Raw genomic sequence first — 22,264 nt, forward strand, 5'->3', positions numbered from 1 at the left:
GGTTTTCCACCGCATGGCCGTCCTACCTACCTTCACCACCCTGGGCTCCGGCCCCACCGTGCTCCTGCTGCACGACGCCGATGGCGACCACCTCACCTTTGCCCCCCAGGTGGAAACGCTGGCCACGGCCGGTTACCGCGCCGTGGCCTGGAACATGCCGGGCTATGGCCGCAGCGCGCCCGTGGAGCCGTACACCTTCAAGGCGCTGGCGCAGAGCTGCCTGGCCTTGATCGATGCCCTGCAGGGAGGCCCCGTGACCCTGGTGGGGCACGGCATGGGCGCCATGGTGGCGCTGGAGGCCGCCGTGCGCAGCCCGTCGCAGGTGCGCCGCCTGCTGCTCTGTGCAGGTGGGCCGGCGTTGGATGCGCAGGCCATGGATGACTGGGTGGCGCCCCGCTTGGGTGCTCTGAAGGCGCTGGACGCCGGTGGCAGTATGGAGCAGCTGGCGCAGACGCTGGTGCCCCAGTTCATCGGCACCGGTGCGTTGCCCGAAGGGGTGCGGCTGGCCAGCCACGCGCTGGGCCAGGTGTATCCAGGGGCCTACCGGCGCGCGCTGGAGGCCTTGTCCACGTTTGATCGCGGAGCCTCTGCCTTGGCGCAGCTGGCCATACCCGCGCTGCTGGTGGGGGGCGAGCTCGACCGCTGCACACCGCCGGCTGCCCTGGAGGCCCTGGCCCAGGTGATGCCCGATGCGCAGACCGTGTTGTTGCCCCACATCGGGCACTGGCCGCAACTGGAGGACCCGGAGGGTTTCGATGCCGCGCTGCTGGACTTTCTGGCGCAGCGGCGGGTGCTGCACTGAGTTCGCCCCACCCGGCGTAGCCGATTTTTCGGCCCTTCAAACGATTCTTTTTCCCTGCCATGCCCTGGCGCCACCGGGCGGGTTCGCGCGGGTCTGATTGCTCCTCTTGTTTTATGTGGTTTGCCCTGAAAAAAATACTGTCTGCGGTGCTGCTGCCCCCGGTGTCCAGCATCCTGCTGGCGCTGGTGGGGCTGTGGATCGCGCGCTACCACCGCCGCACGGGCATCACGGTGGTGGTGCTGTCATTGCTGTCGGTGCTGGTGCTGTCCTGGCCGCCGGTGTCGGACGCGCTGGTGCGCAGCCTGGAGCGCTATCCGGCGGTCGTCCCCAAGGACTTGCCTTCGTCAAAGGTGCAGGCCATCGTCGTGCTGGGCGGCGGCGCCGACACGGTGGCGCCTGAATACGGCGTGGACGTGCTCAGCCGGGGCGCGCGTGAGCGGGTGCGCTACGCCGTGTACCTGCAGCAGCAGACCGGGCTTCCCATCCTGGCCACGGGGGGCTCCACCGGCGGCACGCGGGCCGAAGCGCTGGTGATGAAAGATGTGGTGGAGCGTGAGTTCAGGGGCCGGGTGCGGTGGACCGAGGTGGAATCCCTTGACACCCGCAGCAACGCCGAAAGATCTGCCGTGTTGCTCAAGGCCGCTGGCATCGAGCGCATTGCGCTCGTCACCCACGGCTGGCACATGGTGCGCGCGGCCAAGACCTTCGAGCGCGCCGGTCTGCAGGTGCTGCCCGCGCCCATGGGCTTCAAGGGCGGCCAGGCGCGCAAGCTGTACCGGGTGTTGCCGCGCGCCTCCGCGCTGGCCGACAGCAGCCTGGCGCTGCACGAATGGCTGGGCATCCTGGCCCAGCACGGGTCGCTGGATCGCTAAGCCGTCAATCTGCGGCCGGTGTCAGCAGAAAACGGCTGGCTGCCTCCATCGCCTGCGCATCGGCCTGCACCGCGCCCGGTGGCCCGCCCTTGCCCCACAGGGCGCCGCCCCAGGTCATCGACAGGAACTGCGCGCACAGCGCCACCGAGTCGATCATCGGCTGGGCCTTGGTGCGGTCGCCGCTGGTGGTGACAAGCGCCAGCGTCTTGGAGGCCATCGGCTCCTTGAAGGCCAGGCCGGGGACGCGCATCCACGCGCTCCAGTGGTCCAGGTAGGTCTTGAGCGGCGAGGGAATGCTGTACCAGTAAACCGGCGCCACAAAGACGATGTGCGTGGCTGCCAGCGTGGCGTCGAGCAAGGTCTTCATGTCGCCTTCGGGCGGTGCATAGGTACCCGAGGTGTGGCGCTGGTCCACGAAGGGCGGCAGGTTCATGCGGGCCAGGTGGTGCCAGGTTTGCGCAGTACCGGCAGGGAGTGCGGCGGCGGCCTGGCGCGCCAGCCATTCGGTATTGCCGGTGTGGCCTGGTTCGCGGGTGGAGGTGGTGAGGAAGAGGTAGTGCGGTGCGGTGGGCGTGGTCATGGTGCCATCGTAGCGCCGCCCCCCAGACCCGCGCCGGGTGCCAGGGTTGCGATGCACAGCTCCACCAGCGCCTGCTCGAATTCGGGGCTGTCCAGCAGGGGCGACTGTTCCAGCGATGCCGCCCGCACCGCGCCCATGAAGGCGCGGGTGAGCACAAACAGCTGGGTTGCCGAGGGTGCGGGCATCTGCTGCTCTTGCGCCACACGCTGCAGGTGCAGGGCCAGCCGCTCGCTGGCGCCGCGCACCGAGATCAGCACGGACGCGCGGTAGTCGAGCTTCCACGACAGGCGGGCAAGTGCGCGCCCTTCCTGGGGGCCGCCGCCAAAGGCCTGCAGGTAGTGGCGCACATACCCGCGCACCTGCTGCTCGGGCGTCCAGCCTTCGGTGCGGGCCAGAGCGAGCAGGGCGTCCAGCTCCAGCATCACCTGGTCGCAATGCTGGTCGAGCATGGCCAGGAGGATGGCGTCCTTGCTGGGAAAGTACTGGTAGAGCGAGCCCACGGACACACCCGCAACCTCGGCGATGCGGTTGGTGGTGAGCGCGTCCTCGCCCTGAGTGGTCACGATGCGTGCGACGGCTTCGAAGATGGCATCGACTGTGAACTGCGAGCGTTCCTGGCGGGGCGAACGGCGGGGGGCGGAGGAGGCAGGGGGCATGGAAAACCTGAGCGCAATGCGAGTAGGCGGAGACGGCGCCGCTGCCTATTCTGCCGCCAGTCCCTTGCAACATCCGGAGAAAACCTTCATGCACGAAGCCAGCCAACTCGCCCTGGGAGCCGCCGCCGTCGGCCTGGCTGGCACCTGGGCATGGCGCCAGCGCCTTGCGCTGCGGGCCGTGCACCGCGCCAGTGCCATCGCGCTGGCATGGTTCCTGGCGGCCCACTTGCTGGGCCACCTGGCGGGGCTGGCCGGAGCGGCAGCGCACCAATCAGTGCTGGAAGCCCTGCGCCTGATCTATCGCCAGCCGCTGGTCGAAGGCGTGCTGCTTGGCTGTCTGCTGTTCCAGATGGGCAGCGGCCTCACCTTGCTGTGGCGCGGACGGGGCCGGCGCCGTGGGGGCGTGGCGTGGATGCAGGCCATCTCGGGGGGCTACCTGGCGCTGTTCCTGTTGATCCATGTGACGGCCGTCTTGGCGGGCCGGTTTCAGGGCGTGGACACGAACCTGCAGTTTGCAGCTGCGGGCATGCACACACCGCCCTGGCAGTGGTTCTTTGGCCCGTACTACTTTTTCGCTGTATTCGCGCTGGGCACGCACGTGGGTTGCGCTTTGTACTGGAACCTGCCAGAGCCTCTGCGGGCGCGAGCGTTGGTGGGGGCCATGCTGGCGGGCTGGATGCTGGCCGTTTGTTTGGTGGTGCTACTGGCGGGCGGATTCCATGCGCTGGAGATTCCGGCTCGTTACCCGGCCCCCCTGGCCGGGCTCGCAGGTCGGGGTTGAAGGGGGCCAGAGCATCCGCGCTGCGTGCGGTCTTTGCGGTTTATGCGCCGGCCTGGCTTCGCAGCCAAGCCCTCACGCCCGCGACGACCTCCGGTGCACGTTGCTTGCGCGGAGCCACCAGGTAGTAGCCGGCACCCGTGTGCGCTTCTTCCTCAAACACCTTGGCCAGCCGACCGGTGGACAGGTCCTGCGCCACAAAATCTTTCTGCACCAGCGCGAGTCCCTGGCCGGTCAGGGCCGCGTCGATCGCGAGCGTCGTCTGGTTGAACCAGATGGCCTGCGGTGTGGGATCTGAAGCCCCGGGAGCGGGCGGCGTGTGCTGCGCAAGGTAGTCGGCCCATGGAGACTGGGAGTCGTGCAGCAGCACGTAGCGGCCGATGTCACCCGCGGTGCCGGGTGGCCCCGAGCGGCGCAGCAACAGCGGGCTGCCCACCGCCACCAGGCACTCTTCGAACAGGAGATCGGCGGTGAGCCCCGGGCCGAATGGGGGCGGCCATACCGCACCGCCAGGTCCACGGCCTCGGTCTGAAAGTGCGACAGGTGCTCGGTCGCCAGGATCCGCAGATCAACCCCAGGGTGAAGGCGCGTGTAGTCCGCCAGCCGTGGGATGAGCCACTTGGTGGCGAAGGTCGGAGTGACGCTGACCGTCACATGCAAGGGCTCGGGCCGCAGGCCCTGCGTGGCATCGGCGAGCATCTCGAACGCGCGCCGCACGCTGGTGGCATAGCGCTGGCCGTTGTGGGTCAACACCAGGGTGCGCGGGTGCCGCTCGAACAGCTTGAGGCCCAGCGCTGCTTCGAGCGCACGAATCTGCTGCGCCACGGCGCCCTGGGTCACGCCCAGCTCCAGCCCGGCCAGCCGAAAGTTGAGATGGCGGCTGGCGGCCTCGAACGCTCGCAGCGCATTGAGAGAGGGCGTGGGGCCCAACGGGGAGGTCATGGGTGTAGATTTTCTACTGGATCGAAGCACGGCGGCTGCTCCGTCCGGTCGTCCAAAACACAAAGGATACGAAACAATTGCCAGATGCCGGTGTGCGGCATCCAAGGACGATCATGGCAGTAGAAAAAGTAGTGCTCATCACCGCGGGCGGCACCGGCGTTGCCGCTGCCACCGCCCGCCGGTTGGCAGAGGATGGTTTTCAGGTCGGCATTCTTTCGTCGTCGGGCAAAGGCGAGGCCTTGGCCCAGGAGCTCGGAGGCGTTGGCGTCACAGGGTCCAGCCAGTGCCTGGCGGATCTGGGCCGCCTGGTGGATCTGGCGCAAGCCCGCTGGGGCCGGGTCGATGTGCTCATCAACAGCACCGGCCATGAACCGCGCGCGCCTTTGTTGTCTCTGGCGGATGAGCGGTGGCTGCAGGGGACGGACACCTATCTGCAGAGCGTGATCCGGCCCACGCGGCTGGTGGCCCCGTTGATGCAGGCGCAGCGTGGTGGCGTGATCGTCAATCTGTCGGCGGCCTGGGCGGTGGACCCGAGTGCGCTGTTTCCGACATCGGCGCTGGTGCGCGCCGGGCTGGCTTCATTCACGAGGATCTTTGTAGACAGCTATTCGCAGCACAACATCCGCATGAACAACGTGTTGCCGGGATGGATCGACACCTTGCCCGTGTGGGAAGAGCGCCGCGCCGCAGTGCCGCTGCAGCGGTATGGGCAGGCCGTCGAAGTGGCCGCGACCATCGCGTTCCTGGCCTCGGAAGGGGCGGGCTATATCAACGGGCAGAACCTGCGGGTGGACGGCGGCCTCGCGCTGGCCACCTGAGTGTCCGCGCGCAATGAGCGGGTTGGTGTGATGGACCCGCCCAACCCGGGCAGGCTGTGTGGGTGCTCTCAGGCGGCCAGCGCCGTGGCCGATGCGCGCCGTGCAGATCCTTGGTGGCCCAGGAAGCCGAAGTTCATCGCGGGCTGTTCGCCGCTGATCAACTCGGCCAGCGCCTTGCCCGAACCTGCACCGTGCGTCCAGCCCAGCGTGCCGTGGCCCGCATTCACCCAGAGCTTGCCCACGCGGGTCTGCCCGATGAACGGGATGTTGGTGGGGGTGGCCGGGCGCAGGCCGGTCCAGTACTGCGGGTCGCCGCCTTGTTCGGGCGTGCGGGTGTCGCACACGCCGGGCAGGATGGCCTCGATGCGGCGCGAGAGCATGTGGCAGCGTGCGCGCGCCAGTGTGCTGTCCAGCGTCAGGTCCCAGCCATTGAGTTCGATGGTGCCCGCCACGCGCAGGTGGTTGCCCAGGCGGCTCATGGCGATCTTCTTGCCATCGTCGATGGTGGAGACCATTGGCGCGCCCTCGGGCTTGAGCAGCGGGAACGTGGCGCTGTAGCCCTTGCCAGGGTAGATCGGCAGGTCCACGCCCACGCTGCGCAGCAGCGGCGCACTGTAGGAACCGCAGGCGACGACGACGGCGTCGGCCTTCAATATGAAGTCTTTTTTGCCGCCAGCGCTTGCCTGTTTTGGCATGACAGCTACTGAATCAATAGCATTGCCGATTTTATTCAGGCGCAGCACATCGTGGCCGTAGAGGAACTGCGCGCCGCGCGCCATGCAACGCCGAGCCAGCTCCTGCGTGAACACGCGGGCGTCGCCGCTTTCGTCGGTGCTGGTGTAGGTGCCGCCGGTGATCTTGTCGCCGTAGGCCTTGAATGCGGGCTCAATCTTGAGCAGCTCATCGCGGCTGACCAGGCGGCGCTGCACGCCGTGCTTGCGCATGAGCTCCACGGCGTGGCCGGCGGCGTCAAAGGACTTCTGGTCGGTGTAGAAGTGGGCAATGCCGCGTTCGAGCCGGTTGTATTCGATGCCCGTGGTGCTGACCAGGTCCTTGAGCGCGGCATGGCTGTAGGCGCCCAGCGCCACGATCTGCTGCACATTGCGCTCGAACGCGGCGTCGTTGCACTGCGCCAGGAACTGCAGGCCCCAGCGCCATTGCTGCCAGTCCATCTGCGGGCGAAACAGCAGCGGGGCTTCCTTGTCGAACATCCACTTGAGCGCCTTGAGTGGCGCCTCGCGGTTGGCCCAGGGCTCGCAGTAGCTCACCGAGATCTGTGCTGCATTGGCAAAACTGGTTTCGAGCGCTGCATCGGGCTGGCGGTCGATCACGATGACTTCGTGACCGCGTTCCAGCAGGTGCCACGCCGTGCTAATGCCGATGATGCCGGCGCCGAGAACAATGGTTTTCATATGCGGTATGCCTTGTGAGCCTGTACGTGCCACACGCCCCAGTGCGGGACACGATGGGGCGCAGTGTGCGCGACATTGCATTCAACTAAAAGCAAAATTAAACTTACTCCAAAAACATCAGTGCACCTAATGAACGGTGCGGTAGAGACAACCCTCTTTTGTTCGAGCCCGAGACCATGAGCACCTACGATCCCGCCGCCCTGGAATGCCTTGCCGCCATCGTTGAAGAGGGCGGCTTCGAGCGCGCTGCGCAGCGCCTGAACGTCACACAGTCGGCCGTTTCACAGCGCCTGCGCGCCCTGGAGGCGCAGGTGGGCTCGGTGCTCATCGTGCGCAGCCGACCCCTGCGGCCGACCTCGGCGGGGCAGCTGCTGCTCAAACACACCAAGCAGATGCGCCTGCTGCGCGCAGACCTGGAGCGCGACCTGCACGAGCTGGCGCCCAGCGCCCCGGGCGGCACGCGCGAGGACGAGCGCATCTCGATTGCCATCAACGCCGACAGCATCGCTACCTGGGCGATGGGCGCGCTGCACGAGCTGGTGCGCCAGCGCCTGCCGCTGGAAATCATCGTGGACGACCAGGATTTCACGCAGGAGTGGCTGCGCTCTGGCCAGGTGCTGGGCTGCGTGACCACGCTCAAGCAGGCACTGCGTGGGTGCAAGATGGTGCCGCTGGGCGCCATGCACTATGTGGCCGTAGCGTCGGCCAGCTATGCGGAGCAGTACCTGCCCCAGGGGCTCACGCCGCACAACTTTCGCGAGGTGTCGTTCCTGTCGTTCAACCGCAAGGACGACATGGCCGCCGAGTTTGTGGCGCGTGCATTCGGGCTCAAGCGCGTGGCACTCAATCACCTGTTCGTGCCGGGTTCCGAGGCGCAGATGCGCGCCGTGGCCGCAGGCTGGGCGGTGGGTGTGATGCCCGAGCTGATGGCGCGCGAGGCGCTGGCGGACGGCAGCATGGTGAATCTGGCTCCGGGCCGCTCCCTGCCCATCCAGCTGTACTGGCACTGCTGGAACCTGGAGTCGGCCGTGCTGGACGCCCTGACTGCAGCCCTGACCGCCACCGCAGCACGGACGCTGGAGGCGCCTGCGGCATGATTCCTGCAGGGTAAAACGTGAACGACGTAGTTGTATTGCAACTTAGTCATTTATTTTTTTACTGCAATGTATAAAATACAAGCCATGCAAACGCCGCAACCCAAAGTTTCGTTCAAAGAGCAGATGCACCAGGCGCGCGAGGATGCCATCCTCCAGTCGACCTGCCAGCTCCTGGGCGAAAAGGCCTTCGATGCCATGACCATGGACGACGTGGCCAATGCCGTGGGCATTGCCAAAGCCAGTCTGTACAAGCACTTCTGCAGCAAGGAAGAGCTGTGCAGCGCCGCCATGGTGCAGATTCTGGGCCGTGTGCAGGCCTACCTGGCAGATCTGCCCACCGAGATGCCCCCGCTTGAAAAGCTCCATGCGCTGGTGCGCTGGTCGCTGGAGCGGCTGCTGAGCAACGAAATGCCGCTGCTGCCCAGCCGCAATTCCACGCTGCGCGCGGTGCTGATGGCCAACAAGGACTACCTCAACGGCCTCGTGGCCGTGAGCGACCAGATTGGTGAATGGATCACCCAGGCCCAGGCACAGGGCGTGATCAGCCCCACCTTGCCTCCGCTGGTGGTGCTCTACACGTTGTATGCGCGCGCCTGCGACCCGGTGGTGAGTTTTCTCAAGGAAGGCGGCCAGTATTCCGATGCGGAAATCGTGGATCTGGTGGTGCGCACCTGTTTCGACGGGCTGGCAGCGCGGTAGTCGCGTCTCCTTTCCAGCGTTTCGTACGCACCCAAAAAAGAAAGCCCGGCATGCCGGGCTTTCTTGCGTGGGGCTCACAGCCACTGGCTTACTTGGGCAGGATCACCTTGTCCACGACATGGATCACACCGTTGCTGGTGAATACGTCGGCCATGGTGATGTTGCTGGTGCGCAGGTTCTGGTCGGTGATCACGAGGCTTTCGTTCACCGTGAAGGTTTGTCCCTGGACGGTGGCAATGGCGGTATTGATGGGGACCTCGGCCTTGAGCACGCGCGCCGGTACCACGTGGTAGGTAAGCACCGTGGTCAGCAGCGCGGTGTCCGCCAGCAGGGCTTCCTTGGTCACTCCGAGCTCGGCCAGCAGCGCTGCAAAAGCGGCGTTGGTCGGTGCAAACACCGTGAACGGGCCGGCTCCCTGCAAAGTGGTGGCCAAGCCGGCCGCCACCACGGCTTCCACCAGGATGCTGAAGTCCGGCAACGCCGAGGCAGTGGCGACGATGTCCTTGTTGGCTGGCAGCAGCACGCGGTCCACCAGGTGCACCACGCCGTTGCTGGCCTGGATGTCCGTGGCCGTGATGGTGGAAACGCGGTTGCGACCATCGGTGATCTTCAGGCCGTTGGCCGACTCGATCTTGAAGAAGCCGCCTGACACGGGCGTGATGGCCTTGCCCAGGGGGACGTCTGCACGCGGGACCCTGCTGCCGAGCACGTGGTAGGTCAGTACCGCTGTCAGCAGGGGCTTGTCGGCCAGCAGGGCCTCCTTGGTCACGCCCAGCTCGCTGAGCAACGCTGCAAAGGCTGCGTTGGTCGGGGCGAAAACCGTGAGCATGCCGGTGCTCAGAGTGGGCGCCAGACCGGCGGCGACCACTGCTTCGACGAGGATGCTGAGGTCAGGATTGTTCTGGGCGACTTCGACGATGTTGCGCTGGGGCTCATCGTCGCCGCCGCCACAGGCCTGCAACAAGGTGGCGCTGGCGCCCACGGCGGCGGCCAGCAAGACGGTACGGCGGTTGAATGCGGTGTTCATGGGGCTTCTCCTCGCTAGTGGATGGTGGTGGAAGGGACGTGCGGTTAGTCCGCGGGCTTACTTGGGCATCAGAACGGTGTCGATGGCGTGGATCACGCCATTGCTGGCAGCCACATCGGTCGCGATGACCTTCGACTGGTCCACCATCACGCCCATGCTGGTGGACACGGTGATCTCCTGGCCCTGCACGGTCTTGACCTTTCCGGCCTTGACGTCCTTGGCCATCACCTTGCCGGGGACCACGTGGTAGGTCAGGACCTTGGTCAGTGCGGCCTTGTCGGCCAGCAGGCCGTCCAGGGTGGCCTTGGGGATCTTGGCGAAAGCCTCGTCGGTGGGCGCAAACACCGTGAAGGGGCCGGGGCCCTTGAGGGTGTCCACCAGGCCCGCAGCCTGCACGGCCGCCACCAGGGTCTTGAAATTACCCGCCTTCACGGCGGTATCTACGATGTCCTGGGCCATCACGGTGAAGGTGGCGCCTGCGGTGAGGGCCAATGCGATCAGGGTTTTTTTCATGGGTCGTTCCTCGGTTTCGATGGAAATGACACGCCAGGATGGGCGCAGCGAGAATGTATAACCAATTGGTCGTTAAGTAAACCAACAAGTTATGTTGTAACCGATCGGTTTCATTTGGGCAAAAAAAAGCCCTGCCGGAGCAGGGCTTTGGTGGTGGGCCGGGCCGTTTGTGGTTCGGCTTAGCGAACGATGAGCAATGGCACCTTGCAATGGGCCAACACCTGTGTGGTGACCGAGCCCATGACCAAGGTGGCCAAGGCTCCATGGCCGTGAGAGCCCATCACCAGCAGGTCGAACTTGCCGCTGTCAGCCACCTTGGCGATGTTCTCACCCACGGCGCCCACCTTGACGACGCGCTTGGCGTCCACACCATGGCGCGCCAGGAATTTGCAAACGGGCGACAGGATTTTGTCCGCCTCTTCGGCGTGGTAGCTGTCCACCACTTCCTTGCCCAGAGCGGCGCGCGCGCGTGTCGGCAGCGGGGCTTGCACGGTCAGCGCGGTGTACTGGTGGCTGCCACCGAGCAGCTCCTCGTGGGTTGCCAGATAGGCCAGCATTTTTTTGGTGTAGGCGCTGCCATCGACAGCAAGCAGGATGTTCATGGTGTTCTCCGAATAGGGTTGGGTCAGACTACCGTGCGCGGACTTCTGTTGTCTTGACCTGGGTCATGTTTTTTCTTCTGCGCTGCGGGGCGGCAGAGCCCCGTCTCGTGATCATACGGGGATGCAGCATTGCGCCTTGAAAGCCGCCTGTTCGCCTTTGCGCGCATAGCCCAGGGGATTGGCCACCACGCGGCACCGCCAGGGGGTGCCGTCGCCGTGAAAACCTTGCACCGTGTAGTCGCTCGGGGCGTGCAGATGGCCGTGCAGCCACAGCTGCGCGTGGGGCAACAAGCTGTCCAGGGCGTTGCAGAACCCCGCAGTGCCGGGCACCAGTCCGTAGCGTGGATCGGCACTGCGCAGGCTAGGTGCAAAGTGGGTGACGGCCACCGTGGGGCCTTCAAAATGCACCGCAAGTGCTTGCGCCAGCCACTGCTGGCAGACCAGTGCGTGGTCGCGCATGGCTTCGGCCAGAAAAGGCTCTGCGTGGCGGGTGCCGCCCGTCTTGCGCAGGTAGAAGTTCGCTGCACGAAAGGCCTTGTCGCGCAGCTTCAGCCGCCTGCCAAGGTCAGTGCTGCCTTCATGGTCTGCGAGTGCATCGAAATCGCTCCAGAGTGTGGTGCCCACAAAGCGCACACCTTGAAGCTCGACGGCCTCGCGCTCCAGCCAGGTGATTCCCAGGCGGTCACAGGTGCGGCGCAGCCGCTCGTGGGCAGCGTCGAAATCCTGTGCATCGTATTCGTGGTTGCCGGGCACAAAAAGCACGGGGGTGGGCCAGCCTGCACCCCCGGGCAATGGTGAAAACCGGGCCAGGCCAAAGTCTTCGTCGCCCAGTTGCGAGCCTTCTTGGTAGGAGCCCACGTCGCCAGCAAGCACGAGCACATCGGCGCCAGGAGCCGGTTCGGGGACGAAGTGGGGATGCGCCTCAAGGTGCAGATCGGACAAAAGCTGGATATTCATGCTGAGCGCAGTCTACGGGTTCAGGCTGGGCGCCTCACTCCTCGGGGAAAGTCCGGCGCGCTGAGCGCGCCAGGGCGTGCAGCAGCCAGGTCATCGCGGCCTGCTGAGGTCCACGCCGGCGCCAGAGTGCGTCCACATGCACGGGCGGCACGTCCAGCGGCAGGGCCCGCTGCACCAGCGCATCGGCAATACCGGTCACGGGAACAAAGTGGCGGGGCAGCACCGTCAACAGATCCGAGCCCGAGACTACCCGGCCGGCGGTGAAGAACTGGTTGACCGTGATCACCACCTTGCGCTCGCGGCCCAGGGATGCCAGGGCCTCGTCGATGAAGCCAAAGGGGCGCCCTGAGAAGCTCACGAGCATGTGGCGTGCGGCGCAATAGGTGTCCAGCGTCAGGGGTGCATCGGCCAGAGGGTGGCCTTGCCGCATCACGCACACGTATTCGCCGTCGTACAGGCGGCGGCTCTCAAAGGCCACTGCGCCCCCGGATTGCGCGCGGGCGGTCAGGTCTGCCAGCACCGCAGGGAAATAGCCCACCGCCATGTCGGCCGCCTCTTCGTCCAGCAGGCGGCGGGGGTCGCGCGTGGTCAGGGGCAATACCCGGATCGAAATGCCGGGAGCCTCCCTCTCGATGATTTCGACCAGGGCCGGTACCAGGGTGGCGGCCGTGGCATCGGCCATGGCCAGCACAAAGGTGGATTCGGCCGTAGCGGGCTCAAAGTGTCCCGGCGCCAGGGATTCCTGCAGGTGGGCCAGGGCCTCGCGCACAGGGGGCCACAGGGCCAGCGCACGCGCAGTGGGCTCCACGCCCTGGCCGCTGCGCACCACCAACTCATCCCCCAGCACATCGCGCAGGCGTCGCATGGCGTTGCTCACGGCAGGCTGGGTGACGGACAGCTTGTGCGCTGCGCGTGTGAGGCTGCGCTCGGCCATGACCTCGTCGAAAACGCGCAGCAGGTTCAGGTCCAAGGAGCGGAAGTTCAAGGGTGTCATGGTCAATTCATCATCAATATGAATATCAATGATTCAAAATATAAACTTGAACATGCAAAGGGTAAACCCTAATATCACCCCATCGCCCGGCAATCTCGCCACAAGCGTTAGAAAAGGGAAACCGAAATGACCAGCTTTGCACACGTTGAGTACCCCACCGAACACCCCGGCGTTGTCCGCGCCGAAAATGCCGCTGCCGCCCTCAAGAGCGTAGCCGCCAACTTTGATGGCGCCCGTGGCGCTGCCACCCTTCTGCTCGCGGCCGTGGTATCGGCCTTGCTGGTAGTTGCCAACCAGGTCATCGACACCTGGAGCGAAGGCCACCTGCTCGCGGCGTGGATGGTGCTGTGGCTGGTCGCCTTTGCGGCCCTGGCTTTGCTGACCGCCCCCGCACGCCGTGCCGGTGCTGCCCTGCGTGTGGCCGCCCTCGGCTGGGCCGAAGCCCGCCGCCGCGCTGCGGATGACGAGCGTACCTGGCAAGTGGCTGTGAAGGACCCCCGCATCATGGCCGAACTGAACCACGCCATGGGCATTGCCACCGTGGAAGACATCCGCAAGTACTACTGAGACGATGATGCACGGTTCGCCGTGCAGTGATCGGATTTTTTGAAGCCGTGGCGAGTGTTCGCCACGGCTTTTTTCATGGCCGCGGGACGGATCGCGCTGATCCAGTATCCGCATCCACAAGCGCAAAAAAAACGCCCCTCCTTTTCAGAAGGGGCGGTTGTCCGGACTGAGAAGATCCCGGAATCAGCTTGCCAGGCGCTTTTCGAGCGCAGCCTTGGTAGCGAGCAAAGCAGGGGGCAGGTGGTAAGCCAGCTGCTCAAAGTGGGCATCGTGCAGCTTGAACTCATCGGCCCAGGCTGCCTTGTCGATGCTGGTCACAGCAGCAAACTGCTGGGCATTGAAATCCAGCCCCGTCCAGTTGATTTCGGCGTACTGCGGAGCTACACCGAACATGGTTTCCTGGCCTGCAGCCTGGCCTTCAATGCGGTCGATCATCCACTTGAGCACGCGCATGTTGTCGCCATAACCCGGCCAGACAAACTTGCCGGCTTCGTCCTTGCGGAACCAGTTCACGCAGAACACCTTGGGCAGCGCCTTGCCGGTGGCGGCGATTTGGCCTTCCATGTTGAGCCAGTGCTGGAAGTAGTCGCTCATGTTGTAGCCACAGAAGGGCAGCATGGCGAAGGGGTCGCGGCGCACTACGCCTTGGGCGCCAAAGGCGGCAGCGGTGGTTTCAGAGCCCATGGTGGCAGCCATGTACACGCCTTCCGTCCAGGTGCGGGCTTCGGTCACCAGCGGTACGGTGGTGGAGCGGCGGCCGCCGAAGATGAAGGCATCAATCGGCACGCCATTGGCATCGTCCCACTGGGGGTCGAGCGCAGGGTTGTTGGTGGCAGCCACCGTGAAGCGCGAGTTGGGGTGGGCAGCCTTGGCGCCGGTTTCCTTCGCGATCTGGGGCGTCCAGTCCTTGCCTTGCCAGTCGATCAGGTGGTCCGGCAGCTTGCCGGTGTCCTTTTCCATGCCTTCCCACCACACGTCGCCGTCGTCCGTCAGGGCCACGTTGGTGAAGATCACGTCCTTGTCCAGGCTGCGCATGCAGTTGGGGTTGGTGTGCATGTTGGTGCCGGGGGCCACGCCAAAGTAACCCGCCTCGGGGTTGATGGCGTACATCTTGCCGTCGGCATGGGGCTTGATCCAGGCGATATCGTCACCGATGGTGGTGACCTTCCAGCCGGCAAAGCCCGCTTCGGGCGGCACCAGCATCGAGAAGTTGGTCTTGCCGCAGGCGCTGGGGAAGGCCGCTGCCACGTGGTATTTCTTGCCTTGGGGGTTGGTCACGCCCAGGATGAGCATGTGTTCGGCCAGCCAGCCTTGGTCGCGGCCCATGGTGGAAGCGATGCGCAGAGCCAGGCACTTCTTGCCCAGCAGCGCGTTGCCGCCGTAGCCCGAGCCGTAGGACCAGATTTCGCGCGTTTCTGGGTAGTGGACGATGTACTTGACCTTGGGGTTGCAAGGCCAGCTCGTCGTGTCCTTCTCGCCGTCGGCCAGGGGGGCACCCACCGTGTGCATGCAGGGAACGAACTCGCCTTCCACGCCCAGCACGTCGTACACGGCCTTGCCCATGCGGGTCATCAGGCGCTGGTTCACGGCCACATAGGCGCTGTCGGTCAGTTCCACGCCGATGTGGGCGATGTGGCTGCCCAGCGGGCCCATGCTGAAGGGCACCACGTACATGGTGCGGCCCTTCATGCAGCCGTCAAACAGGGGCTGCAGCGTGGCGCGCATTTCGGCGGGAGCCATCCAGTTGTTGGTGGGGCCGGCGTCTTCCTTTGCGGCCGAGCAGATGTAGGTGCGGTCTTCCACACGGGCCACGTCCGATGGATCGGACCAGGCCAGGAAGCTGCCAGGGCGCTTGGCGGGGTTGAGCTTCTTGAAGGTGCCGGCATCGACCAGCTGCTGGCACAGGCGGTCGTACTCTTCCTTGGAGCCATCGCACCAGTAAATGGTGTCGGGTTTGCACAGGGCGGCCATGTCGGCCACCCAGGCAAGCAGCCGGGCGTTTTTGACGTAAGCGGGGGCGTTGAGGTTCAGGCCCTGCATCGTGGGTGCGTTCATCGGGGAGCTTCCTAAGTTGAAAAACGTTTTTTCAAAGGAAGCGGACCGGGCGGGTCACGGCGAGGCCTGGCGCAGTTGCGGTGCTGAGCGCTGCCTTTGAAAAAACGGCTTTCGTGCTCAGTCGGCGGGCGGGAGCGTGTGTCAGCCCCACGGGTGGAGGCTAGTTCCACGGATTCCGCGGGTCGGCTGGGATGTCAATTTTATGAACCTGCCGCCCTTTTGTCTGTCAGACAGGGGTCAAAACCATGCAAAAAAAACATGAGGTTATGCATGGATTGGTCCGCTCCCTCGCATCAAAGGCTGGCCGAACCGCCCTTCCACCGTTCGTAGCCGCTCCTGCGCAGCGCGCAGGCGGGGCACGTGCCACAGCCGTATCCCCAGGCATGCAGCGTGTCGCGCACACCGTGGTAGCAGGTGTGCGAGTCGTTCACGATCAGATCGACCAGTGCTTGCCCACCGAGGGTCCGGGCCAGTTCCCAGGTCTCGGCCTTGTCCAGCCACATCAGCGGTGTGTCGAAGGTGAAACGCTGGCCCATGCCCAGCGACACTGCCACCTGCAGCGCCTTGAGCGTGTCGTCGCGGCAATCGGGGTAGCCCGAAAAATCGGTCTCGCACATGCCGCCCACCAGGGTGTGCAGGCCACGCCGGTAGCCCACGGCAGCCGCTAGCTGGAAGAACAGCAGGTTGCGCCCCGGCACAAAGGTGTTGGGCAGGCCGGCAGCGGTCATCTGGATTTCGGTGTCGCTGGTCAGCGCCGTGTCACTGATGTGGCCCAGCACCGCCAGGTCGAGCATGTGGTCGTCCCCCAGCTTGGCCGCCCAGTGCGGGAACTGTGCACGCAGCGAGGACAGCACCGTCTGGCGTGCCTGCAGCTCGATGTGGTGGCGCTGGCCGTAGTCAAAGCCGATGGTTTCCACGTGGGCAAAGTTCTCCAGCGCCCAGGCCAAGCAGGTCGTGGAGTCCTGACCGCCGGAAAATAAAACGAGTGCGTGTCCGGGTCTCATGGGGTTCTCCAGGTCAGACGGGGATAGGGGGGTGGTGCGGGACGAAAAAAAGCCCCGCTGTGCGGGGCTTCGGGTGACATGCCAGCGCAGGGCAATCAGGCCATTGTCACGGCAATGAATGCCAGCAAGAACATCATGATGCCGCCAACCACGGGCAGCACCACGGGCATGAGCGGCACCACGTTTTCAACGGCGTCTGCCGAGTGCGTTTCAGGGGCGTGCGAGGTGTTGTGGTCAGACATGGTGGGCTCCAGATGCTTAAAACTTGCGCAATTCTAGCTGCGACTGTCCCTTCAGGGCGCAAAACCCTGCTGTCCCTCAGATCAGATCGGCCTGCATGCCCGCCGTGCGCAACTGCGCCAGCACCTCATCCACATGGGTCTTGCCCCGGGTTTGCAGCACCAGTTCGATCTCCACGTTCTGCGCGGCCAGCATGGTGAAGGCGCGCTGGTGGTGCACCTCCTCGATGTTGGCGCCCGCGTCGGCCACGGTGGCGGTGATGCGCGCCAGCACGCCGGGCACATCGCGTGCGCTGACCTTGATGCGCGCCAGGCGCCCCGAGCGCACCATGCCGCGTTCGATGATCGCCGCCAGCAGCAGCGGGTCGATGTTGCCACCGCACAGCACCAGGCCTACGCGCTTGCCCTTGAAGCGTTCGGGGTAGCGCACCAGCGCAGCCAGACCTGCGGCGCCTGCGCCCTCGACCAGGGTCTTTTCGATCTCCAGCAGCATCAGCACTGCCTGCTCGATGTCACCCTCATCCACCAGCACCAGATCGTCCACCAGGCGCTTGACGATCTCCTGTGTGATCTTGCCCGGCGTGCCCACGGCAATGCCCTCGGCGATGGTGGATGTGCCCTGCGGGTGGCTTGTGCCCTTGACCGCGTTGACCATCGCAGGGAAACGGGTGGTTTGTACGCCAATGATCTCGATCCCGGGCTTGATCGCCTTGGCCGCCGTGGCCACGCCCGAGATCAGCCCGCCGCCGCCCACGGCGATCACCAGCGTGTCCAGGTCGGGTACGGCCTGCAGCATCTCCAGGCCCAGCGTGCCCTGGCCGGCGGCCACGCCTTCGTCGTCATACGGGTGCACAAAGGTCAAGCCCTGCGCATCGGCCAGCGCGTAGGCGTGGGCGCGTGCCTCTTCCAGGGTGTCGCCATGCAGCACCACCTCGGCGCCAAAACCGCGCGTGCGCTCCACTTTCACGCCGGGCGTGAAACGCGGCATCACGATCACGGCGCGCAGGCCCAGTCGCTGCGCGTGGTAGGCCACGCCCTGCGCATGGTTGCCCGCGCTCATGGCCACCACGCCGCGTGCGCGCTCAGCGTCCGTCAGCAGCGTGAGCCGGTTGCAGGCGCCGCGTTCCTTGAACGAGGCGGTGAATTGCAGGTTCTCGAACTTGAGAAACACCTGCGCGCCCACGATTTGCGAAAGCGTTTTGGATTCAACGCACGGAGTGTCCAGCACGTGGCCTTGTAGGCGGGTGGCGGCATCACGGATGTCTTGAAGGGTCAGCATGGGCCGATTGTGGCGCAGCGGCGTTCGCAGGGGTCCGATGATGTGTGATTTGGCATCAAATAGGCCGCTAGCGCTTATCTGGAAAGCGCTAGGCGCTATCATTTTTGAATTCGCTTGGGGCGGCTCACAAAACTCAGCGCAGCGGCCCTGACCAGGCCTTCCGTCACAGGCAGCATCAGCGGTTCGAAAAGACGGAACAACGACGCCAGGGGAGTTTGTGAACCGCTCTTATTTGATCCCCAGCCTGCGCGCCAGCTTGTGCAGGTTGCTCGCGTCCACCTCCAGCGCACGCGCGGCCTGGGCCCAGTTGCCCTGGTGGCGGGCCAGGGCCTGCGTGATGGCGAGCCGCTGGCAGGCATCCACGGCGTCGCGCAGCGGGCCTTCGGCAGTGGTGGGGGTGGGCGGCGTGGTGGCCACAGCGGGGGCACCGGCATCCAGGGGGGCGTGGGCCACGCTGGCGGCGTCTGCGTCCAGGTCAAGCAAGGCGGGCTCCAGCGTCACGATGTCGGCGCGGTTCACGCCCCGGCTCAGGGCCTTGAGGGCGGCGCGGCTGACCACATGCTCCAGCTCGCGGATGTTGCCCGGCCAGGGGTAGCGGCGCAGTGCGTCCTGTGCGCTGGCAGACAAGCGCAGGCTGCGCAGGCCCAGGCGGGCACGGTTCAGTTCCAGAAAGCGGCCTGCCAGCAGCAGCACATCGTTGCCCCGTTCGCGCAGCGGCGGGATGGGCACGGGGTACACCGACAGCCGGTGGTACAGGTCGGCGCGGAACGCACCATCGCGCACCTGGTCGCGCAGGTTGCGGTTGGTGGCGGCGATCACGCGCACATCCACGCGGCGCGGGCGGTCGGCGCCCAGGCGCTGGATCTCGCCGTTCTGCAGCGTGCGCAGCAGCTTGGCCTGCACGGCCAGCGGCAACTCGCCCACCTCGTCAAGGAACAGCGTGCCGCCCTCGGCCGCCTCGAAGCGTCCGGGCCGGTCCGTCACTGCTCCTGAGAACGCGCCGCGCACGTGGCCGAAGAGTTCGCTCTCGGCCAGCGACTCGGGCAGGGCCGCGCAGTTCACATGCACCAACGGCTTGGCGCGGCGCGTGGACTGGCGGTGCAGCAGGCGCGCGAACAGCTCCTTGCCCACACCGGTCTCACCCAGCAACAACACGGGCAGGTCCGAGCCCGCCACCACCGTGAGCTCGTGCAGCAGGCGCAGCAGGGGCTCGCTCTGGCCGACGATCTCCATGTCGCCATCGCCCGCGCGGGTGGTGCGCTCGTCGTCGGCGCTGCGGGTGTGGGGGGCGCTGCGCAGCGCCTGCACCTCGCGCTCCAGCCGCGAGATGCGCACGGCCGCCTCCACCAGCACCTTGCAGTCGGCCAGCGCGGCGCGTGCGGCCTCGCCGAAGGTGCCGGTCTGCAGCGCGTCGAGCGTCAGCACACCCCAGGGCTGGCCGTCCACCCACAGGCTCACCCCCATGCAGTCGTGCACGGGCAGGGGCTCGCCCACCAGGGTGTCGAGCAGGCCGTCGTAGGGGTCGGGCAGGGTGCTGTCGTGGTCGAAGCAGGTCACCTCGCGCCGCGCCAGGATGGCCGCGAGCCGCGGGTGCTGACTAACCACAAAGCGCCGGCCCAGCGCCTCCCGCACCAGACCCTCCACGGCCACGGGGCGCAGGTGGTCTTCCTCCAGCTGCAGCAGCGCCACGGCGCCGCAGTGGAAGCGGGTGCGCAGGTGGTCCACCAGCCGCTGCAGGCGCACGGCCTGGGGCAGATCGGTGGCCAGGTCGGCCAGCAGGGGGCGGTGGTCCATGGTGATATTTACCTTCAATGGGTGAATTAAACCCTATCTGAAGGCGGTCAAAAAGACCATGAACGGCGTAAGTAGTTGATTTGATGGGCCTGCAGCCCTGGCCCGGCGCTTGCGATGTGGACAGTGACACCGATTCACTCGTTCCGAAAAGCCATGACCACAAGACCCCGACCCCACGCCGCCAGCGCACGCTGGCGCCGCCCCTTCATTGTTGTTCTGTTGAAGCAGGAGGCCCGCCATGGGTAACTACCGCAAGCTCTGGTTCACGCTGATCGGCGTGCTCATCGTCACTTTCAGCCTGCTGGGCTACTACGGCGCCGAGGTCTACCGCACCGCGCCCCCCATCCCCGCGAAGATCGCCACGGCCGGAGGCGAAGTTCTCTACACCCACGACAGCATCCTCGACGGCCAGACCGCGTGGCAGTCGGTGGGGGGCATGCAGCTGGGTTCCATCTGGGGCCACGGCGCCTACCAGGCACCTGACTGGACGGCCGACTGGCTGCACCGCGAGCTGCTCAACTGGCTTGAAGTGGCCGCTGAGCGCGCGCACGGCAAGCCTTTTGCGGACATCGACGCCGCCGCCCAGGCCGTGCTGCGCGACCGCCTGAAGACCGAGTACCGCACCAACACCTACAACCCCGAGACGGGCGTGGCCACGGTGTCCTCGGTGCGGGCCGACGCGATCGCGATGACCGCGCTGTACTACGACCAGCTCTTCAGCGACGTGCCCGCGCTGCACAAGACCCGCGAGCACTTCGCCATGAAGGAGAACACCCTGCCCAGCGCCGAGCGGCGCGCGCAGATGACGGGTTTCTTCTTCTGGACGGCCTGGGCCGCCGCCACCGAGCGCCCCGGCACCACGGCGACGTACACCAACAACTGGCCCCACGAGCCGTTGATCGGCAACAAGCCCACGGCCGAGAACATGGTCTGGTCGGTGATGAGCGTGGTCGTGATGATGGCGGGCGTGGGCTTCCTCGTGTGGGGCTGGGCCTTCCTGCGCAAACACGACGAGGTGGAACCCACGCCACCCCAGCACGACCCGCTCTCGCGCGTGCCGCTCACGCCCTCCCAGCGCGGGCTGGGCAAATACCTGTTCCTCATCGTTGCGCTGTTCAGCTTCCAGGTGCTGCTGGGCGGCTTCACCGCGCATTACACGGTGGAAGGCCAGCAGTTCTACGGCATCAACGTGTCGCAGTGGTTCCCGTATTCGCTGGTGCGCACCTGGCACATCCAGAGCGCGCTGTTCTGGATCGCCACGGGCTTCCTGGCTGCCGGCCTGTTCCTCGCGCCGCTGATCAACGGTGGCAAGGACCCGGCCTACCAGAAGCTCGGTGTGGACATCCTGTTCTGGGCGCTGGTCGTGGTGGTGGTGGGCTCGTTCGTCGGCAACTACCTGGCCATCGCGCAGATCATGCCGCCCGAGTGGAACTTCTGGCTGGGCCACCAAGGCTATGAATACGTGGACCTGGGCCGCCTGTGGCAGATCGGCAAGTTCACCGGCATCGCCTTCTGGCTGGTGCTCATGCTGCGCGGCATCGTGCCGGCGCTGCGCACCCCCGGCGGCGACAAGAACCTGCTGGCGCTGCTGACGGCGTCGGTGGTGGCCATCGGCCTGTTCTACGGCGCGGGCTTCTTCTACGGCGAGCGTACCCACCTGTCGGTGATGGAGTACTGGCGCTGGTGGGTGGTGCACCTGTGGGTCGAGGGCTTCTTTGAAGTGTTCGCCACCACGGCGCTGGCCTTCATCTTCTCGACGCTCGGCCTCGTGTCGCCACGCATGGCCACGGCCGCCAGCCTGGCCTCGGCCTCGCTCTTCATGCTGGGCGGCGTACCCGGCACCTTCCACCACCTGTACTTCAGCGGCACCACCACGCCGGTGATGGCCGTGGGCGCATCGTTCAGCGCGCTGGAAGTGGTGCCCCTGGTGGTGCTGGGCCATGAGGCCTGGGAACACTGGCGCCTGCAGCACCGCGCGAAGTGGATGGACAACCTCAAGTGGCCCCTCATGTGCTTCGTGGCCGTGGCCTTCTGGAACATGCTGGGCGCGGGCGTCTTCGGCTTCATGATCAACCCGCCAATTGCGCTGTATTACCTGCAGGGCCTCAACACCACGCCGGTGCATGCCCACGCTGCGCTGTTCGGTGTGTATGGCTTCCTGGCGCTGGGTTTCACGCTGCTGGTGCTGCGCTACATCCGCCCGCAATTGGTGTTCAGCGAGCGGCTCATGAAGACGGGCTTCTGGTGGCTCAACGCAGGCCTGGTGCTGATGATTGCCACCAGCCTGCTGCCCATCGGACTGTTCCAGTTCCACGCCAGCGTGAGCGAAGGCCTGTGGTACGCCCGGGGCGAAGCCTTCATGCAGCAGCCCTTCATGCAGACCCTGCGCTGGGTGCGCACCTTTGGCGACGTGGTCTTCATTGTCGGCGCGCTGGCCATGGCCTGGCAGGTGGTGAGCGGGCTGTTCGGCTCGCGCGCCCCGGCGCAAGCGGGCCCCTACCTGGCACAGGCCCGTCGCTGAAATGCACTGTGCGCGGCGGCTGCCACAAGCGGCCACCGCGCTCACACACCGTTTGC

At 65.8% G+C, this 22,264-nt stretch carries 21 protein-coding genes and 1 pseudogene; 8 read left to right on the top strand and 14 right to left on the bottom strand.

The window, feature by feature from the left end; translation table 11 throughout:
• Positions 1-13 precede the first annotated feature (13 nt).
• Entirely contained in the window at positions 14-802 is a 789-nt protein-coding gene (locus EXV95_RS17195; protein WP_055397261.1) for an alpha/beta fold hydrolase, read from the top strand.
• Positions 803-915: 113 nt separating this feature from the next.
• Positions 916-1,674 (top strand): YdcF family protein, encoded by a 759-nt coding sequence (locus EXV95_RS17200; protein WP_176887804.1) that lies wholly within the window; start codon positions 916-918, stop codon positions 1,672-1,674.
• 4 nt (positions 1,675-1,678) lie between these two features.
• Here EXV95_RS17200 and EXV95_RS17205 read toward each other — a convergent pair whose 3' ends face one another.
• On the bottom strand, positions 1,679-2,254 hold the full coding sequence (locus EXV95_RS17205; protein WP_121421841.1) for a flavodoxin family protein: 576 nt from the start codon (positions 2,252-2,254) through the stop codon (positions 1,679-1,681).
• Positions 2,251-2,910, bottom strand: a complete 660-nt coding sequence (locus EXV95_RS17210) for a TetR/AcrR family transcriptional regulator (protein ID WP_176887805.1) — start codon at positions 2,908-2,910, stop codon at positions 2,251-2,253. The genes EXV95_RS17205 and EXV95_RS17210 overlap by 4 nt, the downstream gene beginning before the upstream one ends.
• A gap of 88 nt (positions 2,911-2,998) precedes the next feature.
• Between EXV95_RS17210 and EXV95_RS17215 the strand changes: the two genes are divergently transcribed.
• Positions 2,999-3,691: a hypothetical protein gene (locus tag EXV95_RS17215; protein WP_176887806.1), complete on the top strand. Its 693-nt coding sequence runs from the start codon at positions 2,999-3,001 to the stop codon at positions 3,689-3,691.
• A gap of 40 nt (positions 3,692-3,731) precedes the next feature.
• On the opposite strand, the pseudogene EXV95_RS17220 reads toward EXV95_RS17215, so the two are convergent.
• Positions 3,732-4,630: pseudogene (locus EXV95_RS17220) on the bottom strand (LysR substrate-binding domain-containing protein).
• 113 nt (positions 4,631-4,743) lie between these two features.
• Here EXV95_RS17220 and EXV95_RS17225 point away from each other — a divergent pair.
• Entirely contained in the window at positions 4,744-5,448 is a 705-nt protein-coding gene (locus EXV95_RS17225) for an SDR family oxidoreductase (RefSeq protein ID WP_176887807.1), read from the top strand.
• Between the two features lie 68 nt (positions 5,449-5,516).
• On the opposite strand, the gene EXV95_RS17230 is transcribed toward EXV95_RS17225, so the two are convergent.
• Entirely contained in the window at positions 5,517-6,860 is a 1,344-nt protein-coding gene (locus tag EXV95_RS17230) for a D-amino acid dehydrogenase (protein ID WP_176887808.1), read from the bottom strand.
• 176 nt (positions 6,861-7,036) lie between these two features.
• Between EXV95_RS17230 and EXV95_RS17235 the strand changes: the two genes are divergently transcribed.
• Both EXV95_RS17235 and EXV95_RS17240 read left to right on the top strand, forming a co-directional pair.
• Entirely contained in the window at positions 7,037-7,957 is a 921-nt protein-coding gene (locus EXV95_RS17235; protein ID WP_055397292.1) for a LysR family transcriptional regulator ArgP, read from the top strand.
• Positions 7,958-8,041: 84 nt separating this feature from the next.
• A complete protein-coding gene (locus EXV95_RS17240; RefSeq protein ID WP_055397245.1) occupies positions 8,042-8,656 on the top strand; it encodes a TetR/AcrR family transcriptional regulator in 615 nt (204 codons plus the stop codon).
• Between the two features lie 88 nt (positions 8,657-8,744).
• Here EXV95_RS17240 and EXV95_RS17245 read toward each other — a convergent pair whose 3' ends face one another.
• From EXV95_RS17245 to EXV95_RS17265, 5 genes are all read right to left on the bottom strand, one after another.
• Positions 8,745-9,683, bottom strand: a complete 939-nt coding sequence (locus tag EXV95_RS17245; RefSeq protein ID WP_176887809.1) for a fasciclin domain-containing protein — start codon at positions 9,681-9,683, stop codon at positions 8,745-8,747.
• A gap of 57 nt (positions 9,684-9,740) precedes the next feature.
• On the bottom strand, positions 9,741-10,196 hold the full coding sequence (locus tag EXV95_RS17250; protein ID WP_121421847.1) for a fasciclin domain-containing protein: 456 nt from the start codon (positions 10,194-10,196) through the stop codon (positions 9,741-9,743).
• Positions 10,197-10,375: 179 nt separating this feature from the next.
• Entirely contained in the window at positions 10,376-10,798 is a 423-nt protein-coding gene (locus EXV95_RS17255) for a universal stress protein (protein WP_176887810.1), read from the bottom strand.
• A gap of 111 nt (positions 10,799-10,909) precedes the next feature.
• Positions 10,910-11,755, bottom strand: coding sequence for a metallophosphoesterase (locus tag EXV95_RS17260; RefSeq protein WP_176887811.1), 846 nt, complete (start codon positions 11,753-11,755; stop codon positions 10,910-10,912).
• 34 nt (positions 11,756-11,789) lie between these two features.
• A complete protein-coding gene (locus tag EXV95_RS17265) occupies positions 11,790-12,749 on the bottom strand; it encodes a LysR family transcriptional regulator (protein ID WP_055397236.1) in 960 nt (319 codons plus the stop codon).
• Positions 12,750-12,875: 126 nt separating this feature from the next.
• On the opposite strand from EXV95_RS17265, the gene EXV95_RS17270 reads away from it, so the two are divergent.
• Positions 12,876-13,316 (top strand): hypothetical protein, encoded by a 441-nt coding sequence (locus EXV95_RS17270; RefSeq protein ID WP_055397233.1) that lies wholly within the window; start codon positions 12,876-12,878, stop codon positions 13,314-13,316.
• A 183-nt stretch (positions 13,317-13,499) separates the two neighbouring features.
• On the opposite strand, the gene EXV95_RS17275 is transcribed toward EXV95_RS17270, so the two are convergent.
• The 5 genes from EXV95_RS17275 to norR all read right to left on the bottom strand — a co-directional run bounded on the left by EXV95_RS17275 (position 13,500) and on the right by norR (position 19,687).
• Positions 13,500-15,371: a phosphoenolpyruvate carboxykinase (GTP) gene (locus EXV95_RS17275; RefSeq protein WP_176887812.1), complete on the bottom strand. Its 1,872-nt coding sequence runs from the start codon at positions 15,369-15,371 to the stop codon at positions 13,500-13,502.
• 293 nt (positions 15,372-15,664) lie between these two features.
• A complete protein-coding gene (queC, locus tag EXV95_RS17280; protein WP_176887813.1) occupies positions 15,665-16,375 on the bottom strand; it encodes a 7-cyano-7-deazaguanine synthase QueC in 711 nt (236 codons plus the stop codon).
• A gap of 95 nt (positions 16,376-16,470) precedes the next feature.
• Positions 16,471-16,617 (bottom strand): hypothetical protein, encoded by a 147-nt coding sequence (locus EXV95_RS17285; protein WP_176887814.1) that lies wholly within the window; start codon positions 16,615-16,617, stop codon positions 16,471-16,473.
• A gap of 76 nt (positions 16,618-16,693) precedes the next feature.
• Positions 16,694-17,893, bottom strand: coding sequence for a threonine ammonia-lyase (locus EXV95_RS17290; RefSeq protein ID WP_121421852.1), 1,200 nt, complete (start codon positions 17,891-17,893; stop codon positions 16,694-16,696).
• A gap of 228 nt (positions 17,894-18,121) precedes the next feature.
• The gene (gene norR, locus EXV95_RS17295; protein WP_176887815.1) at positions 18,122-19,687 is read right to left on the bottom strand and encodes a nitric oxide reductase transcriptional regulator NorR; all 1,566 of its coding nucleotides are present in this window, start codon (positions 19,685-19,687) and stop codon (positions 18,122-18,124) included.
• A gap of 238 nt (positions 19,688-19,925) precedes the next feature.
• Here norR and EXV95_RS17300 point away from each other — a divergent pair, with 238 nt between their 5' ends.
• The gene (locus EXV95_RS17300) at positions 19,926-22,208 is read left to right on the top strand and encodes a nitric-oxide reductase large subunit (protein ID WP_176887816.1); all 2,283 of its coding nucleotides are present in this window, start codon (positions 19,926-19,928) and stop codon (positions 22,206-22,208) included.
• Positions 22,209-22,264 lie beyond the last annotated feature (56 nt).

Source organism: Acidovorax sp. JMULE5, assembly GCF_013376875.1.
GTDB lineage: Bacteria > Pseudomonadota > Gammaproteobacteria > Burkholderiales > Burkholderiaceae_C > Acidovorax > Acidovorax facilis.